A 16,194-nucleotide genomic window follows, 5' to 3' on the forward strand; every position below is an offset into this window, starting at 1 on the left:
CGCCACCCCGCTTGCCCAACCCGATCCCGACGGCCAGGCCGCCGACCATCACCGGCCGCGGCTCCCGGGCGAGGCCTCGCCCGACCAGGACAAGGGGCCCGTCGCCACCTCCACGGGCACCTCCGCCCGCACCTCCACACCCCTCCCGCCCGAATCCGGCGTTTCCGCAGCTCAGGCGCCAAGGACAAGGGGCTCGGGCCGTGGCGACAACCCTTCTGCTCTTGCTGTCGAAGACAGCAAGAGCACGCCCTGGAGGCGAGGGTCGACGGCGCCGGTGCGCGGGCGGGTGCTGATGGCGCTCGCGCTGTTCCAGCGGGCGACCGCCCGGGAGCTGTGGCCGCTGGTGGTACCGAACCAGCGCGTCGAGCGCTCGGTGCGCGACGCCCTGGGTGACCTGGAGGAGGCGGGGAAGGTCCGCAAGGAGCTCACGCTGCGGGACGGCCGGCGCCTGTGGTGCCTGACTCCGTCCGGCCGCCGGGACGCCACCGCGCTGCTCCCGGCCGGGTCGAAGCTCGCCGCGGCCCGCCCGCGGCGCGAGAAGCCGTCGGCCGCGTACTCCGAGCACGCCCTGGACGTCGTCGCCGTCGCCGGGCACCTCGCCAAGGCCGGCTTCGGCCACCTCACCGCGTACGCGACCGAGGTCGAGCACAAGCTGCCCGGCCGCCGCTCGCTGTTCGCCGACCTGGTCCTCACCGACCCCGGCACGGACGTCCCCGTGCTCCTGGTCGAAGTCGACCGCGACAACGAGGGCAACGGCACCCTGGTCGCCAAGCTCACCACCTACCGCACCTGGTGCCGACTCCCCGCCAAGGGCGTCAGCAAGCGCGCCTTCGAGGCCTCACTGCACCGCGCCGGCGCCCGCACCCACGACCTGCGCCTGTGGACCGCCACCTACCCGCCCACCGGCCGCGAAGGCCTCCCGCCCGTCGCCCTGGTCCTCGAAGCCGGCCGCAAACGCCACCGCCGACCCGGCACCCCACCCCTCACCGAGGAACAGAAGAAGGCCAAGGCGAAGACCGACCACGAGCGGCTGCTGCGCCGCATCCGCGAGATCGAGGCCGCCTCCGAGCACACCTGGCACGCACCCGCCTACCGCAGCGAGGACACCACCGCCCGCGACCACCACCGCGCCCTGCCGGTGGTCGCCACCACCATGCCGCTGCTGCGCCGCTTCGGCGCCGACGGGCCGATCTGGTGGCGCTTCGGCGGCCAGCAGTGGGCCACCCTCACCGAGGCGCTCGACAACCCGGACGGCGACCGGCTGCTGGAGCAGCAGCAGGAGGCCGCCCGCCGTGCCCGTGCGGAGCGGGAGGCGGAGTGGGAGCGGGCGGAGCGGGAGCGGCGCCGTCCGGCCTGCACCCGCTGCCGGGCGAAGTTCTCCGACGAGCGTTGGGCCGAACAGGAACACGCCGACACCTGGGACGACGATGGGCTGTGCGCGGGCTGCCGCCAGGCCGACGTCGACGAGCGGGCCCGGCAGGAGGCCGAGCACGAGCAGGCCGCGCTCGACGCCGCGGCCGCCGAGGAGAAGCGAGCCCGCTCCTGGTGGCGGCGCTCCTGACCGGCGGCTCCTCGCCGAAGGGCTGCTGACCTGCGGCGGTGAGTTTGGGTACCCCGCTGACCTGGGGTGGTGAGTTTCGCCGACCGGCCGGTGAGTTTCGCTTCCGGGCCCGGTGAGATCGCCTGGCCCGGGCGGCCACCGGCCGGTGAGTTTCGCGTATCTATCCAGGTCAGAGGCCGGTGAGAACGGGACCGTCCCCGTTCTCACCGGCCCGGGGCTGGACCGTTCGGGTGGCCGCCGGGTTGGACGGCCAGGCCGGGTGGGGAGAGCCTTCGGCATGACGACACCCTCGGCCAGGCGCCGGCGCCGACGCGGTCCGGCCCAGCTCGCCGTGCCCGCCCTTGCCACGCCGGTCCGGGCCGCGAGGCTATCGGCGCCGGCCCGCTCACGTCCGGCAGGCGGGTGCTGCCGGACCTGGTCGAGCGAGCACCTCACCCACGGCGGGGTCGTCGTCCGGACGACCTGGCACGAACCCGCCTGCCCGACCTGGCCGCGGTGACCACCAACACGGACACCGAGCAGTGCGGTCCGGACGCGGGGTGTGTGAGGTCCTGCTCCACGACGGCCCGCACCTGGTCTGCCGACGGTGCAACACGGGCTGCAACACGCGCACCACGAAGGCCTTGCCCGATCCCCGCGTTGCACCCCTGACCTGCACGAATCGCCGGGAAGGCTCAGGTGCAACGCGTTGTTGCACCCCCGATTCCCGTCCTGAGGGCCGACCCGAGCCGAGCCCGGCCAATGCCGTACCCGGCTCCGGGCGGCGGCCGCCGGAAAACCGGTGCATCACTCTTTCGAGTGGACTTTCCGGCCGTGCTGTCGGGAAGGTTTGCCGCGGTGAAGGCTTGCTGCCGTGACCGATACCAACCTCTTCCAACCCGGCACCACCGTGGTGCGCCGCGACGTCCCCGCCGGCCGGGTGTGGACCGCCATGCCCCAGCGGGTCGTCGACGACACCGGCCTCGTACTGACGCTGGCCTCCTGGCCGGGGATCGAGAGCCTGGCCCCGACGACCTGGATCACCTCGCTCGCCACCGGCGACGACACCGCCCGCAAGCAGGGCCTCGCCGACCTCGCGGCCGGCACCTGGACCCTCGGCCACTACCGCTGGCAGGACACCGAGGTGCGCTCCCACTTCCTGGCCGGCGAGTGGTTCTCCGTCCACTGCTTCCAGGACGCGGCCACCAGGGAGCCGCTGCGCTGGTACGTCAACTTCGAGCGCCCCTACCAGCGACAGACCGGCCTCGGCATCGACACCATGGACCTCGCCCTCGACCTGGTCGTCACCCCCGACTTCTCCGGACACCACTGGAAGGACGAGGAGGAGTACGCGCAGCTGCGCCGTCTCGGGGTGGTCGACGACTACACGGCCGGCCAGATCGACCGGGCCCGCAGCCGGGCGATCGGCATGCTGGACGACCAGGCCGGGCCGTTCGCCGCCGGCTGGCCCCGCTGGGCCCCGGACCCGGCCTGGCCGCTGCCGACGCTGCCGCCCGGCGCCGACGAAGCGACCCCCTCCACGGTGCCCTACCGGGCGTGAAAGGCAGCGGCGCGGCGCCCGGAACCGGACTACGCGGCCGCGCCCTGCGCCGGTTCGCCAGTGTGCTGGAGCCGGCTGCGGGCGGCGACCCGGTCCTCACCCGACAGCCCCGCCCAGAACTCGTCGGCCCACACCCGGTGGGCGGCCTGCCGCTCGGCCTCCTCCAGCCGCGCCGACTCCGCCAGCACCTCCTCGGCGAGGCCTTCGCGGGCCGCTTCCAGGTCACCGCTGAAGGCCGGCAGCGCGGCCAGGTGCGCCCGGCGCTCGGCCTGCACGGCCACCAGCGCCCGCTGCGCCTCGATCAGACGGTCGGGGTACTCGAAGGTCTTCTGCTGCTTGCCCACGGCCGGAATCGTACGCGCGAGCGGATCCGCGTCCGGCTGCGCCTCGCCGACACACCTTGACGGCCGCCCCGGCGCGGGCGGGATTCCTTGACGGTCCTCCCGGGCACCTTGATGACCACCCTTGGAAGGCGTCCCCGATACCTTGGAGGCCGTCCGGCGTGGGCCCCGGAAACCTTGGTGGCCGGGTAAAACCCGCAGTTCAAAGCATTGGTGGTGGCCGATTCGGATACCTTGATGCCCCGCCACCCGGGCGGGGCATCAAGGTGCGGGACCTGTCAGGGTCGTCACCCCCGTGAGAGCGGGCCGGTCAGTTGTGCCGGCCGGCGGCGGTGAGTTCGTGGAAGCCGAGCGGCTCGGCCCGGCGGTCCGCCAGCGGGTACCAGGCCGCTCCGGTCGGTCCGTACTGCTGGAGGGCCTCCAGGCTGGCAGCGGCGGCCGGGACGGCCGTGAGCATCTTGGCGACGTGCCGGTCCTCGGCGTGCGCCTGGAGCTCGTCGACCCGGTTGTCGAAACCGACCTGGCCGGTGCCGGTGAGAACGAACAGCAGCCGCGGGAAGCGCACGTACCGGCGCTGCCACAGCGGCACCCGGCCGCCCTGCTCGGCCTCGATGGTGCCCGAGCGCATCCCGGCCGGGAGCGTCTTCGTCGACCAGTAGCGGGCATAGGTGTGCAGCTTCGACGCCAGCCGCTCGGCACCCATCGTGCTGCGATCGACCTCCACGAACGCCCGCAGCCGCGCGATAGTGCCGTCCGGCTCGCGCACCCCGTAGTACAGCAGGCCGTCCGGGCGCACCGAGCCGTCCCGGCCCTCGGCGAAGCGGTGGGTGACCTCCGGGATGAAGTCGAACGGCCCGTACCCGTCCCCGCGCGCCCGGGCGTCGGCCAGGAACGCCAGGTGCGTGCGCACCACGGCCAGCTGGTGCCACAGCGTGTACTTGAACGCCGTCGCATCCCCCGGCAGCCGCGGCGCCGGCACCTCGGCCAGCTCGGGGAACGCGGCCGTGATCCTGGCCCCGTGCTCGCTCAGGAACCAGCCCTTCGCCCGCCCGGACCGCGGCAGCACCAGCTCGACCACCAGCCCCTCGTCCCGCAGCCGCCGCAGCCGCGCCCGCATCTTCTCGATACTGCCGTCCGGGGCGTGCAGCTGCCGCAGCTGCTCGGCGGTGGCGATCCGGAACTGGAACAGCGAGGCGAGCACGGCCCAGGAGATCTCGACATCCCGCGCCTCGCTGTCCGGCTCCGCCCCGGTCCGCGCCCTGCGCCTCGTCACCCTGGTCGTGCTCGTCGTCTCCGTCGTCATCACGGTGCCCTTCGGCGGGCGCGGGGCCGGATGCCCCGCGCGGTCGCCGAAGGGAACCCCGCACACCTTGGCGGATCCCTTGGCGATCCAACCTCCAGCGGCAACGATCACGTAACGGCCCAGGCCAAGGCGGCCATCAAGGTGTTCTCCAACCTTGGTGGATGTGCCGGGACTCGATAGTTGGCCAACGGGACAGTCTTGTTGGCCAAACGGGACTCCGTAGTTGGCCAGGTGCCCCGAGCCGCATCTGAGCCGGTAGGAGGGCCGGCCAGAGGAGGCCCTGGACCGGACCTGCCGCGGGTGGCCCAATACCGGTCCGGCCCCTCCCCTCGCTGCGGGCGTGGGACCGAGTACTGGCACCTGGTGAGAGCCGCGTAGGCTCGGCGGGATGCACAGCACGCTGACGGAACACGCCCGGTGCCTCTTCGGCGATGAGTACCGACCCACGCCAGAGTGCGATGGCCCCCACGAGCAGTTCTACTTCATCGAGAAGCTGACCTTCGCCGACGCCGACACGATCCTGGCCATGCTGCGAGAGCTCTGCCCGGGTTACCTCGATGGCCTGCTCCCGGTGTGGGTCCGCAACCTCTCCTACCGGCTGCTCCTGCTGCAACGCCCCGACGATCCGGACCTGATGCGCGAGGCCGCGAGCAATCTTGAATTCCACGGACCCGACTGGGACCGGATCGCCGCCGAACTACGGCAGCGTGCCGATGCTCTCAACCCAGCGTCCTGACTTCAACGACCAGCTGCGGAGCCAGAGTCGTTGCCGGGCAGGATCAGCGCTCGCCGGTGCCAGGCCACCTGCCTCGTGCACCAATCGGGGCACCCAGGCCGCATCCGTCTGCCTGATTCCACCTGGCCAACAAGGCTGTCCCGTTGGCCATCTACCGAGTCCAGGCACAGTGGACTCCTTGATGCCGGGCCCCGGAACCTTGGAGGACTCCTTGATGGCCGGCCTCCAACCGTGGAAACGGCCCCGACACCTTGACGGATGTCTTGATGCCGGGGGCCGGACACCTTGATGCCCGGCACGGCACCGGCCGCCAGTCGGGCCTACAACTCCCCGGCGCTGCACCGGGCCCGCGTGTGATTGGCGAGGGTGTCCCAGACGGCGGCGCCCGGGCCGTGCTCCTCGAGGTCGGCCAGGCGGGCGACGCCGGCCTTCACGGTCATCAGCATCCGGGCGACCATCGGATGGCCGTCGGCGAGCGCCTGGAGGTCACGCACACGTCGGCGGGCGGCCTGCTCGCCGGTGTCGGCCAGGACGAACAGCAGCCGAGGGAAGGCCGGGTACCGCTGCTGCCAGGCCGGGAGCACGCTCTGCGAGTAGGAGGTGCGCCGCAGGTGGGCCGGGACGGGGTGGTGCTCGTGGAAGCGGGCGTAGCCGATCAGCTTGGCGGCGAGCTTCTCACTGGCCATCGTGCCGCGGTCGACCTCCACGAACGCCCGGTGCAGACGACGGTGCTGCCCGGCTTGCACATAGTGCAGCAGCCCGTCGGGGATCACCGCTCCGTCCCGGCCTTCGCCGAAGCGGTGGTAGACCTCGGGCAGGAAGTCCAGCGGTGCGCACTCGTCCCCCGCCGCCCGGGCGCCGGCCACGAAGGCGACGTGGGTGCGCACGACGGCCAGGACGTGGCCGACCCGAAGTCGGGCCGCGGTCTTGTCCTCGGGCAGCGGCGGGGAGGCGACGCCCTCCAGCTCGGGGAAGGTCGCGGCGATCCGCACCGCGTGCTCGGTCAGGAACCACGCCTGCAGCTTCCCGGCTTGCGGCAGCACGACGGCCTCGACCAGGCCCTCGTCCTTGAGCCGCCGCAGCCGCTTGCGCATCTGCTCCGGGCCAACGCGCGGGGTGTGCAGGACGCGCAGCTGCTCGGCGGTGGCCATCCGGAACTGGAACAGCGCGGCGATCACGTCGTGGTCGATCTCGGGCGGTACAGCCATCACGGGGCTCCTCGAAGGTCGGTGCCCGCCGCCCGGGCAGCGGCGGAACACCCGGAGGAAAGCCCACGCTTCTCACCGGTTTTCTCACCACCAAGGGCCCCTGCGATCACGATCCGACAACGGGCGCACCAACCGGCCCGACAACGGGTGGTGAGAACCGGTGCACCAACCCGAGGCCGACCCACCCGCCCGCTGCGCCCCGTATTCGGTAGAAGTCGCAGGTCAGAGGTGGTGGTGAGTGGGCGTCAAGGTGGAACTCACCACCCCGACAACCCTCTCTTCTTCTTCTTTTGGTCTTGGTAGTTGGCAGTTGTCGTTGTCGTTCGGGTTCGGCGCCTGCGGCGGGCTCTTTCTTCTTAGGCGTCCGGCTGGTGCCGGCCGCGTGTGGTGGGGCGGCGCGGGGCGCGGGCGGCCCTGGAAGGCCGCTGGAAGAGCTGGAGACGGCTCTGCCCGCCGCGTTCCTCGGACACGGCGGGCAGAGCGGGCACAGGCGCCCTGGAGAGCCCCCAGCGGGCAAGAGGGCCGGGCGAGGGTCAGCGCCAGTCGAGGCCGAGCGCGGCGAGCTGCTCCAGCTGCGCGTCGGTCAGCTTGGCCCGGCGGGTCTTGGTGTTGGAGAGCCACACCCCGAGCTTCACCTCCACCGTGCCGCCGTCGCCGTCCGGGACCGGCTCGACATGTTGGCGCGGCACGGTCACTGATCCGGTGCGCTCCCGGTACAGGGCGGGCGCGGCCACGCCCCGGTCGAACGCGCTCGGCTTCCCGGCGCCGGCCTTCCTCTTCGGAGCCGCCTCCTCGACCGGGGCCGTGAGCGGCTCGACACCGAGCGCGGCGAGGCGCCCCTGCTGCCCGTCCATCAGGCTCTGCCACACGATGTGCTGGCGCTGGCGCTCCAGCCACCGGCCGACATCGAGCCCGTGCAGGTCACCCTGGGCAGCGGATCGCCCAGCTGCGCCCCGCCGTCCAGGCAGTCGGCCACGGCGGCGTAGTGGCGCTGCCAGTCCAGCGGCCAGGAGGGGTTCCAGTCCGGGTCGATCCCGGCCAGGGCCTCCACCCGGTCCGCACGCTCATCCAGCACTCCGAGGCGGCGCTGGTTGGACAGCCACTGCCCGACCGGCTTGTCCAACGCCGTCGCGGTACGCGGCGCCGCGAGGGTGTGGTGGTCCTTGCAGTACTCGCGGGCGGCGGCGAGGTTCTCCTCCCACGTCACGTCTGTCGTCGGGAGGACGGTTCAGGAGGGGCAGACCGGCCCGGAGGACTCAGGCAAGTATGCATATTTCTCGCTATTCGTGAGGTCGCGGGCGACGGCCGTACAGATCCCGCTGATCGCGGCGTCCGGTGCGATGTAGAACCAGAGCCGCACGGCCATAGCGACGTCGCCGTCGACGTAGGCGGTGGCGGCGAAGGTGTGTCCGTCGGGGCTGAACGCCCCCAGCCCCGAGGCCTGGCGGTCGGCCAGGGCGGTGGTGGTCTTGCCAGTGGTGGTGTCCCACAGCCGGATGGAGCCCTCGTTGCTGGCGACGGCGAGGGTGTGCCTGTCCGGGCCGAACGCCATCGACGTCGCGCCGCTGATGAAGTTGGTGGCGGTGGTCCTGCCGGTGGTGATGTCCCGCAGGCGCACGGAGCCGTCGTGACTGGCGACGGCGAGGGTGTGCCTGTCCGGGCTGAACGCCACGGACGTCACACTCAAGGACTCGTCGCTGGCGGTGGTGGTGATGCCGGGGCCAATGGTCCTGCCGGTGTTGATGTCCCACAGTCGCACGGTGTCATGCCCGACGCCGACGGCGATGGTGTGCCCGTCGGGGCCGAAGGCTATCGGCTGCGCTTCCCAGACCTCGTCGTCGGTGGTGGCGATGTCGGGGGCGGTGGCAATGCCAGTGGTGGTGTTCCGCAGCTGCACGGTGCCATCGGACCTAAGGATGGCGAGGGTGTGTCCGTCAGGGCCGAACGCCATCGACTCCACTTCAAGAGCGACGTTGATATCGGGGGCGGTGGTGGTCTTGCCGGTGGTGATATCCCACAGCCGCACGAGGCCGCCTCTGGTGCCTGTGGCGAGGGTGCGCCCGTCCGGACTGAACGCCACCGATGTCACGTCACGGGTGTCGGAAGGGCTGGAGGGGCGCTCGGGGCTGGAGGGGCGCAAAAAGCGGGAGAAGCCTGGGAATTCGACAGGGGTTCCGACGGTGCTGACGGTTCTGATCGCGGCCTCGTCCCACAGCCGCACGGAGCCGTCGGCGCTGCCGGTGACGAAGGTGCGCCCGTCCGGACTGAACGCCGCTGAGAACACGCCGCGGGTACCGCCGGTGAGGATGGCGACGGTACTGGGGGTGCTGATGGCCGTGCCTGCGGCCACGTTCCAGTGCCGCACTATGCCGTTGTCGCTGCCGGTGACGAGGGTGCCTCCGTCCGGGCTGAACGCCACCGACGTCACCGCACCAGTGTCATCAGGGAGTACGGGGGCGGTGGTGATCTTGCCGGTGGTGGTGTCCCACAGCCGCACGGGGCCGGCACTGCTGGCGATGGCTAGGGTGCTTCCGTCCGAGTTGAACGCCACCGACGTCATGCCACCGAGGCGGTTGGGGTCGAGTCTGGTGATCTTGCCGGTGGCCGGGTTGTGCAGGTACGTGAAGCGCAGGTCGATGAGGTCGGGGGCTGGGGCGGTGGTTTTACCGGTGTCGGTGTCCCACAGCCGCACGGAGCCGTCGTGGCCGACGATGGCGAGGGTGTGCTTGTCCGGGCCGAACGCCACTGACGTCACGCCACCGGGGTAGTCGGTGGCGGGAGCGGTGGTCTTGCCGGTGTCGGTGTCCCACAGCCGCACGGAGCCGTCGGCGTGGACGACGGCGAGGGTGTGCCCGTCCCGGCTGGACGCCACCGAAACCGCGTGCAAGAGGTCATCGTTGGTGGCGGCGAGGTCGGGCGCGGTGATTTTGCCGGTGGTGGTGTCCCACAGCCGCACGGAGCCGTCGTTGCCGACGGTGGCGAGGGTGTGCTGGTCCCGAATGAACGCCACCGCCCCCCCGCTGTCACTGATGCCAGCAGCGAAGCGACGCCGCACGGGAAGGTGCGCGGCGTCACGGAGGGCGGCGCCGGCCTCCGCGGTCGGGCTGGTGCGGTAGGCGGCGACTGCGAGGAGGGACGCGAGTTCAAAATCGGAAGCGATCAGGGAAACGGACTGGGCGGCGAGCTGCCGAGACAGAGCGTCCTTCTGGGCGGCCACCGCTTTCTGCTGCTGCCAGAACGCGATGCCCGAGGCGATCAGGGCGAGGGCGAGGGTGGTGGCGAGGATGGTGTTGAGGCGCCGGCCGCGCCGACGTCCGGCTTTCAGGAAGTTGTCGAGGTCGGTGGTGATTCGGCGGCGCTGGCGGGACCAGTCGGTGCCTTCGGCGAGGAGGGTTCCGGTGGGGAGGTCCTGGGGGTTGCGGTGTTCCTTCCAGCGGTCGTACTGGTCGCGGGCGCGGCGGAGCCAGTCGAGGAAACGGGCGTCCTCCTCGACCCATTGGCGCAGGGTGTTCCAGTCGCGGATGAGCGCGTCGTGGACCAGTTCAGCCACCGCGGTCCCCTCCGTGTCCTGCGGCTGTGCGTGGTCGTGGAGCCGGTGGGTGGTGACGATGCGGTTCCGGGAGAGGACCGCCAGGACCTCGTCGACGGCCCGTAGCGCGTCGGGGGTGTCGCTGTCGGCGGCGAGTTCGCGCAGTTCGCTGATCGGGAGCTGCTGGCGTGCGGCCGGGATGTTCAGGGACGGGTCGGCGGGGCGGACTAGGGCGGTGAGGATCCTGCGGGCGATGTTCCGCTGGGCCTGGTCGAGTTTGCCCAGGGCGGTGCCGCACCACTCGGTGAGGGCGCCGGTGACGGCGCCGATGCGATGGTATGCGTCGCGGGTGAGGCGGCCGTCGTAGTCCAGGCGGCGCTCCCACAGCCGGGTGAGGGCGACTTCGAGCAGGGGCAGCACCGTGACGGGCGCACCGCCGGTGGCGGCGGTGCCTGGGTTCAGCTCCAGGACGTGGGCGATGATCTGCTCCGCCAGGCCCGGTTCGAAGGGCGTGTCGAGGTCGCGGGCGGGGCCGGTGACGATCGCGTCCAGGTCGGTGGCGCTTAGGGTGGCGGGGACGTTGAGGACGCCCTTCGCCTGGAGCGCGGTGTCCAGCAGATCCGGGGCAACTGCGGACAGGCGGGAGTAGAAGTCGTCGCGCATCACGAGGACCACGCTGAGCGGGGCGTCGGAGCGGATCGCGGCGGTGATCCGGGCAAGTGTCTGGAGGGCCTCGGGGCCTTCGGAGGGGGCGAGGAGTTCCTCGAACTGGTCGACGACCAGCACGACACGGGATACAGGGGGCGCACCGGCCGCTCCGCGGCCGGAATCCGTACTGCCGGCGGTGTCCGCCCCGGTGTCCCCGGGCTCGGAGCCGGGTAGGCCCGCGCGGGTGAGGGCGGCCGGCAGGCCCGGTCCCGGGCGGGTGAGGACCTGGTGCCAGCGGTCACTGCCCGGCAGGCGTCCCGCGGTCAGTGCGGGCAGGACCCCGGCCTGGACGAGGGAGGACTTCCCCGACCCGGACGGACCGAGAAGCAGGACTACCCGCCGCCCGCCCCTCAGTCCCTCCAAGACTCGGTTGACGGCGTCCTCGCGGCCGCGGAACCAGCGGGCGTGCTCGGCGGTGAAGGGTTCCAGCGCCCGGTACGGCGACACGTCCAGCTCGTGCGGCTTGTTCGCCTCGTCCAGCTCGGACCATGCCTCGCGCAGGACGGAGGTGGGGGTGACGTAGGCGATCTCCTGGCCGCGGTGGTGTCCGTCGGGGGTTGTGATCGCGGTGAGCATGCCGACGACCAGGCTGGTCGTCTCGTCCAGGACCGGCCCGCCGCTGAACCCCTGGGTCAGGTCGTTGGCTCCGGTCAGCTGCAGCAGCTCACCGACCTCGTCGGCGGCCGGGAGGATTCCGCCGGCCGTGGCGAACCCGTAGTGCCCGCCCGGCGGCGCCTGCTGGGGGAACCCGAACGAGCGCACCCGGTGCCCCCGGGCGCCCGCTGCCGACCCCAACCGCAACGGCTCCACCCCCGCCGGGCGGTCCAGGCGCACCAGGGCGACATCCTGCTCCTGCGGGTCGCGCCACGAGCCCTCCAGCACCCGCCCGGTGACCACCGGCGCGCCGAGTGCTCGCGGGAAAGCCAGCGTCACCGTCGAATCAGGGCCGTAACGGCCGTCCTCCAGGACGTGCGCGCACGTCACGAGCAGGTCGTCGGCGACCAGGAACCCCGCCCCCACCACCAGATCGTCCTCGTCGCGGACCTGGGCCACGGCCGCCGCCAGACCGTCCGCCGCACCAGCCCCCGCCATCCCCCGTCCGACCGCCATCCCGTCAGGACTCCGGCTCGTCGCCGGCCGCGCGGACGCCAGCCTCCGGTTCGTCTTCGCCCTCGGGAGCGTCGGCCCTGCGAGCCGCGGCGGCAGCCGCAGCCCCGTCACCCTCGTCCTTGCGCCACGTCACACGCACCGTCAGATGGTACTTGGCGGCGGTCTTCGTGATCACCACCCCGGCCGCGGCGGACAGGTCGACCCCGAACTCCACCTGCACCTCGTCCGGCCCCGCCTCCCGCAACCGCGCCAGCACCGTACGCGCCAGGCCGGTCACCGGCTCCAAGGTCGTTCCCAGACTCTCCGGAAGCTCCCGCACCGCGTCCCCGACCCGGCCCGCCTTCACCGGCCCCGCCGCGGCCTCCTCCGCCTCGACGAGGATCGAACCCCCGCCGTCCAACGGCACCCGAGCCAACTGCTGCCCCACGACAACCCTCCCTCAACGCCGCCCCACGACGGCCAGGGCCACACCGTAGTACGCACACCCGCACACAGCGAAACCGCGAACTCCCCAACAGGTAGGGATGATTGGAGCACCTTGACCGGCGGCCCGCACAGCCGCACAAGCACCACGCCCAGGGGCACCCGCAGACACCGGCCGGGGAAACGATCTCCACGCCACGGAGAAGGGACTCTCCCGGGCACAAGACCCAACATCACCGGATTCTGCCGGTTGACCACGAACAGGCGAGTCTGGGCGGGGCCGCTCCAGGACATAGCCGGTGCGGCGAGCCCCGCCGTCTTGGGTACTTGCCCCGACGGGGAGCCGGCTGAGACTCATGCTTCGGAACCCCAGTACCGGACCTCGCCGTACCCAGGCCCTCGGCGCCCGGCCCGCCGCGCCCCGCCGCAGTGCCCGCTCCTGCTGGAGTCGTACCACCCGGGCCGGACCCGGCCGATCTCCCCACGGCTCCGACCGTCTCGGGGCCGATCGCCGACCTGTCCACGGAACCCGTCACCAAGCCAGCCCCGGACACTCCGATCGGGGAGAATCCCGCCCGCCGCGCCTGTGCCTGCCGTCCCTGCGCCTGATACCCGCCACCGCGTCCTCCGGTCGGGCCCGGCTGCCGTCCGTGCCGCCGCGCCGCGGCACGCTGACGCGGTACCGGGGGTGGCCCCAGAGCGGCCGCCCAGGCTGTCTCCGTCGCCCGGGCAGGGCCCCGGCCGCCGCCGTTTCCTCGGGCACGGCGGGCAGAGCGGGCACAGGCGCCCTGGAGAGCCTCCAGCGGGCAAGAGGGACGGGCGGGGTCAGCGCCAGTCGAGGCCGAGCGCGGCGAGCTGCTCCAGCTGCTCCGGGGTGAGCTTGGCCCGGCGGGTCTTGGTGTTGGAGATCCAGACCCCGAGCTTCACCTCTACCGTGCCGCCGTCGCTGTCTGGGACCGGCTCGACGTGGCTGCGGGGCACGGTCACCGATCCGGTGCGCTGCCGGTACAGGGCGAGTGCGGCCAGACCGCGGTCGAACGCGCTCGGCTTCCCGGCACCGGCCTTCTTCTTCACCACGCCGTCCTGCCCGGCCGGGGCCGGGAGCGGCTCGATGCCGAGCGCGGCGAGACGCCCCTGCTGCCCGTCCATCAGGCTCTGCCACACGATGTGCTGGCGCTGGCGCTCCAGCCACCGGCCGACATCGAGCCCGTGCAGGGTCACCCCGGGCAGCAGATCGGACAGCTCGGCGCCGCCCTGGACGCACTCGCGCACGGCGGCGAAGTGGCGCTGCCAGTCCAGCGGCCACGCCGGGTTCCAGTCCGGGTCGATCTCTTCCAGCGCCTCCACCCGGTCCGGCCGGCCGTCCAGCACCCCGGGGCGGCGCTGGTTGGACAGCCACTGCCCGACCGGCTTGTCCAACGCCGTCGCGGTGCGCGGCGCCGCCAGCGTGTGGTGGTCCTTGTAGTACTCCCGGCACGCGGCGAGGTTCTCCTCCCACGCCGCGTCCAGCGGATCCCACACCATCCCCAGCGCCTCCAGGCGCTCGACGCGCTTGCCCTCCATCTGCCCGGCGTCGTAGGCCTTGCGCTGCTCGCTCACCCAGTGCCCCAGCGGGTACATCTGGTGCGGGTCCAGCCCGGCCCTCGTCGCCTCGCGGTGGTCGAACGGCACCCGCAGATGCCCCTCCCGCTTGTAGTACTTCTCGGCCGCCGACCATCCACGAGCCCAGTCCTGACGCTCCGTGTCGATCACCTGGAAGCTCACCCAGTTCGCGACCATCACCGGATCCCTGGGGGCCGAGAAACGCAGCAGCATCCGGCTTTCCTTCTCGCCCTCCTTCGGAGCCGGGCCGATATCCGTGGACGGCTCCACCTCCTTCTTCTGCTCTACCTGAGGAATCGCCAGCAATTCTACGGACTCCTCATCGTGAGCCCGCAACGCCTGCAACACGTTCACCAAAGGCCGGTAACTCCCGGAGGTGAACATGTCCTGCGGCGCCTCGCCCTCCTTCAGGAACACGGGCACGATCAGCGACGCCAACTTCCCCTCACCCGGTTGCTGCCGCAAAGCGCGCCCGATCGCCTGCACGATGTCGTGCGGAGCGCCCTTCGGGTCCAGCAGCGCCACCGAGTCGACGGCCCGGATGTCCACGCCCTCGCCCAGCACCCGGCAGTTGCACAGGACCGACCACAACGCGCTGCGCCCGAACTCCCCGATTACCCGTCCCCGCCGCTCCCCGGCGTGCTCGCCCTTGAGCCAGCCCGCCCAGATCCGCTCCGGGTACGTCTCCGGATCCGCCGCGTGCAGCCGCCGCGCCATCGCCGGCAACCCCTCCGCGAACGCGTTCGCCTCGATCGTCCGGTGATGGAACGTGATCATCGTCCGCAACTGGTGCTGCGCCATGGTGCGCAGCATGGCGGCCTGGAGGGCGCCGAGCCGCTGGCCGCGGATCTCCTCCTGGCGCCGCTCGGGGCTCATCAGCTTCTCGGGGGTGACGACCGGGTCGGTCAGCTCGACGACGATGATCTGGTACCGGGCGAGCAGACCGCGCTTCACTGCCTCGGACAGGGGGAGCTTCCACGCGACCGGGCCGAAGATCGCCTCGTCGTCCATCGACGCGGCCATCTCCTCCGGCATCCGCTCGTGCCGCTCACCCTCCCGCAGCTCCCAGGCCGGCGCGGGCCGCTCCTGCCAGATCCGCGGCGTCGCGGTCGCGTACAGCCGCCGGGCCGACGGGATGACCTCCTGGTGGTGGATGTCCGCCCAGGCCTTCCCCAGGCTCCCCGACGTGCGGTGCGCCTCGTCGACCACGGCCAGGTCCAGCGGGTCCAGGCGCTTGCCGTAGGCGCCCTCGAAGGCCTCCGCCAGCACCCCCAGCGAGCTGTAGGTGGCGAACATGGTCACCGGCCCCGAGCCGTGCCACATCGCGAGCCGGATCGGGTTCGTCGTGCACCGCACGTCCATCGACCACAGCTCGACGTCGTCCTCCATCGAACACACCGCGACCGCCGGCCCCGTGTGCCCGACCTCCCGCCATGCCTTGACCGTCTGCCCCAGCAGGGCGAGCGTCGGCACCAGCACGAGCACCCGGCCGCGCGGCACCATCCGGCGCGCGGCCGCCGCGCAGATGTACGTCTTCCCGGTTCCGCAGGCCGCGTGAATCTGCGCCCGCAGCCCGCGCGCCGGAATCACCCCGCCCGGCGGGATGTCCAGCGCGCGAATGATCGCGTCGACCGCCTCGATCTGGTGGTCCCGCAACTCGATGGGCATTGCCCCGTCCCTTCGTGGAATGCTGGAGGGGATTTCCTTGATCGCACAACACCCGCAAGAGAGTCGAACGCCGGGGGTGTGCCTGCAACACTGACTCTACACAGTGCATCACCGTGATGCATCAGGCTTGCCGAAGGTTCACGCTCCAAGGTGATGCGTGCGGTTTTCAGGTATGAAGCCGCGTTCGAGTGGTACACTCACCCCATGGTAAGGGTTCTGGAGGTGAGCAGTGACGGGCATTCAGGGTGGGCGGAGCGAAGCGGAGTCCACCGGGCTCGACAGGGGTGCCGGCCTTGACCGGGCATGAGGTCACGGAGCGTGATAGGCCGGGGGTGTTATGGGATTCCTGGGCCTACACAGTGCCCGGCGTGATGCACCCGCCCCTCTCAGCCAGCCATCGGATTCCCGCTTGCGGGAATCCCGGATACCCCGCGAAGCGGGGTATCCGACCGCTTTAGAATTCCG

The 16,194-nt window shown here is 71.8% G+C and carries 11 protein-coding genes; 3 read left to right on the forward strand and 8 right to left on the reverse strand.

The window, feature by feature from the left end:
• Positions 1-274 precede the first annotated feature (274 nt).
• Positions 275-1,561, forward strand: coding sequence for a replication-relaxation family protein (locus ACF1AK_RS34680; RefSeq protein WP_391502810.1), 1,287 nt, complete (start codon positions 275-277; stop codon positions 1,559-1,561).
• A gap of 853 nt (positions 1,562-2,414) precedes the next feature.
• On the forward strand, positions 2,415-3,101 hold the full coding sequence (locus ACF1AK_RS34685) for a DUF402 domain-containing protein (RefSeq protein ID WP_391502811.1): 687 nt from the start codon (positions 2,415-2,417) through the stop codon (positions 3,099-3,101).
• A 29-nt stretch (positions 3,102-3,130) separates the two neighbouring features.
• Here ACF1AK_RS34685 and ACF1AK_RS34690 read toward each other — a convergent pair whose 3' ends face one another.
• Both ACF1AK_RS34690 and ACF1AK_RS34695 read right to left on the reverse strand, forming a co-directional pair.
• Positions 3,131-3,445 carry a hypothetical protein gene (locus ACF1AK_RS34690; protein WP_391502812.1) on the reverse strand — a complete coding sequence of 105 codons (315 nt, stop codon included), beginning with the start codon at positions 3,443-3,445 and terminating at the stop codon, positions 3,131-3,133.
• A 307-nt stretch (positions 3,446-3,752) separates the two neighbouring features.
• Entirely contained in the window at positions 3,753-4,745 is a 993-nt protein-coding gene (locus tag ACF1AK_RS34695) for a replication-relaxation family protein (protein WP_391502813.1), read from the reverse strand.
• Between the two features lie 388 nt (positions 4,746-5,133).
• Between ACF1AK_RS34695 and ACF1AK_RS34700 the strand changes: the two genes are divergently transcribed.
• A complete protein-coding gene (locus ACF1AK_RS34700; protein ID WP_391502814.1) occupies positions 5,134-5,481 on the forward strand; it encodes a hypothetical protein in 348 nt (115 codons plus the stop codon).
• A 320-nt stretch (positions 5,482-5,801) separates the two neighbouring features.
• Here ACF1AK_RS34700 and ACF1AK_RS34705 read toward each other — a convergent pair whose 3' ends face one another.
• The 6 genes from ACF1AK_RS34705 to ACF1AK_RS34730 all read right to left on the reverse strand — a co-directional run bounded on the left by ACF1AK_RS34705 (position 5,802) and on the right by ACF1AK_RS34730 (position 15,729).
• The gene (locus ACF1AK_RS34705) at positions 5,802-6,689 is read right to left on the reverse strand and encodes a replication-relaxation family protein (protein WP_391502815.1); all 888 of its coding nucleotides are present in this window, start codon (positions 6,687-6,689) and stop codon (positions 5,802-5,804) included.
• Between the two features lie 533 nt (positions 6,690-7,222).
• Positions 7,223-7,543: a helicase associated domain-containing protein gene (locus ACF1AK_RS34710; protein WP_391502816.1), complete on the reverse strand. Its 321-nt coding sequence runs from the start codon at positions 7,541-7,543 to the stop codon at positions 7,223-7,225.
• A complete protein-coding gene (locus tag ACF1AK_RS34715; RefSeq protein ID WP_391502817.1) occupies positions 7,543-7,896 on the reverse strand; it encodes a helicase associated domain-containing protein in 354 nt (117 codons plus the stop codon). Before ACF1AK_RS34715 ends, ACF1AK_RS34710 begins: the two co-directional genes overlap by 1 nt.
• A gap of 21 nt (positions 7,897-7,917) precedes the next feature.
• Positions 7,918-12,036: a trypsin-like peptidase domain-containing protein gene (locus ACF1AK_RS34720; protein ID WP_391502818.1), complete on the reverse strand. Its 4,119-nt coding sequence runs from the start codon at positions 12,034-12,036 to the stop codon at positions 7,918-7,920.
• Positions 12,037-12,040: 4 nt separating this feature from the next.
• Positions 12,041-12,463, reverse strand: coding sequence for a CU044_2847 family protein (locus tag ACF1AK_RS34725; protein ID WP_391502819.1), 423 nt, complete (start codon positions 12,461-12,463; stop codon positions 12,041-12,043).
• An 821-nt stretch (positions 12,464-13,284) separates the two neighbouring features.
• The gene (locus ACF1AK_RS34730) at positions 13,285-15,729 is read right to left on the reverse strand and encodes a Helicase associated domain protein (RefSeq protein WP_391502820.1); all 2,445 of its coding nucleotides are present in this window, start codon (positions 15,727-15,729) and stop codon (positions 13,285-13,287) included.
• Between the last annotated feature and the right edge of the window lie 465 nt (positions 15,730-16,194).

The organism is Kitasatospora sp. NPDC015120 (assembly GCF_043080305.1).
Taxonomy (GTDB): Bacteria; Actinomycetota; Actinomycetes; order Streptomycetales; family Streptomycetaceae; genus Kitasatospora.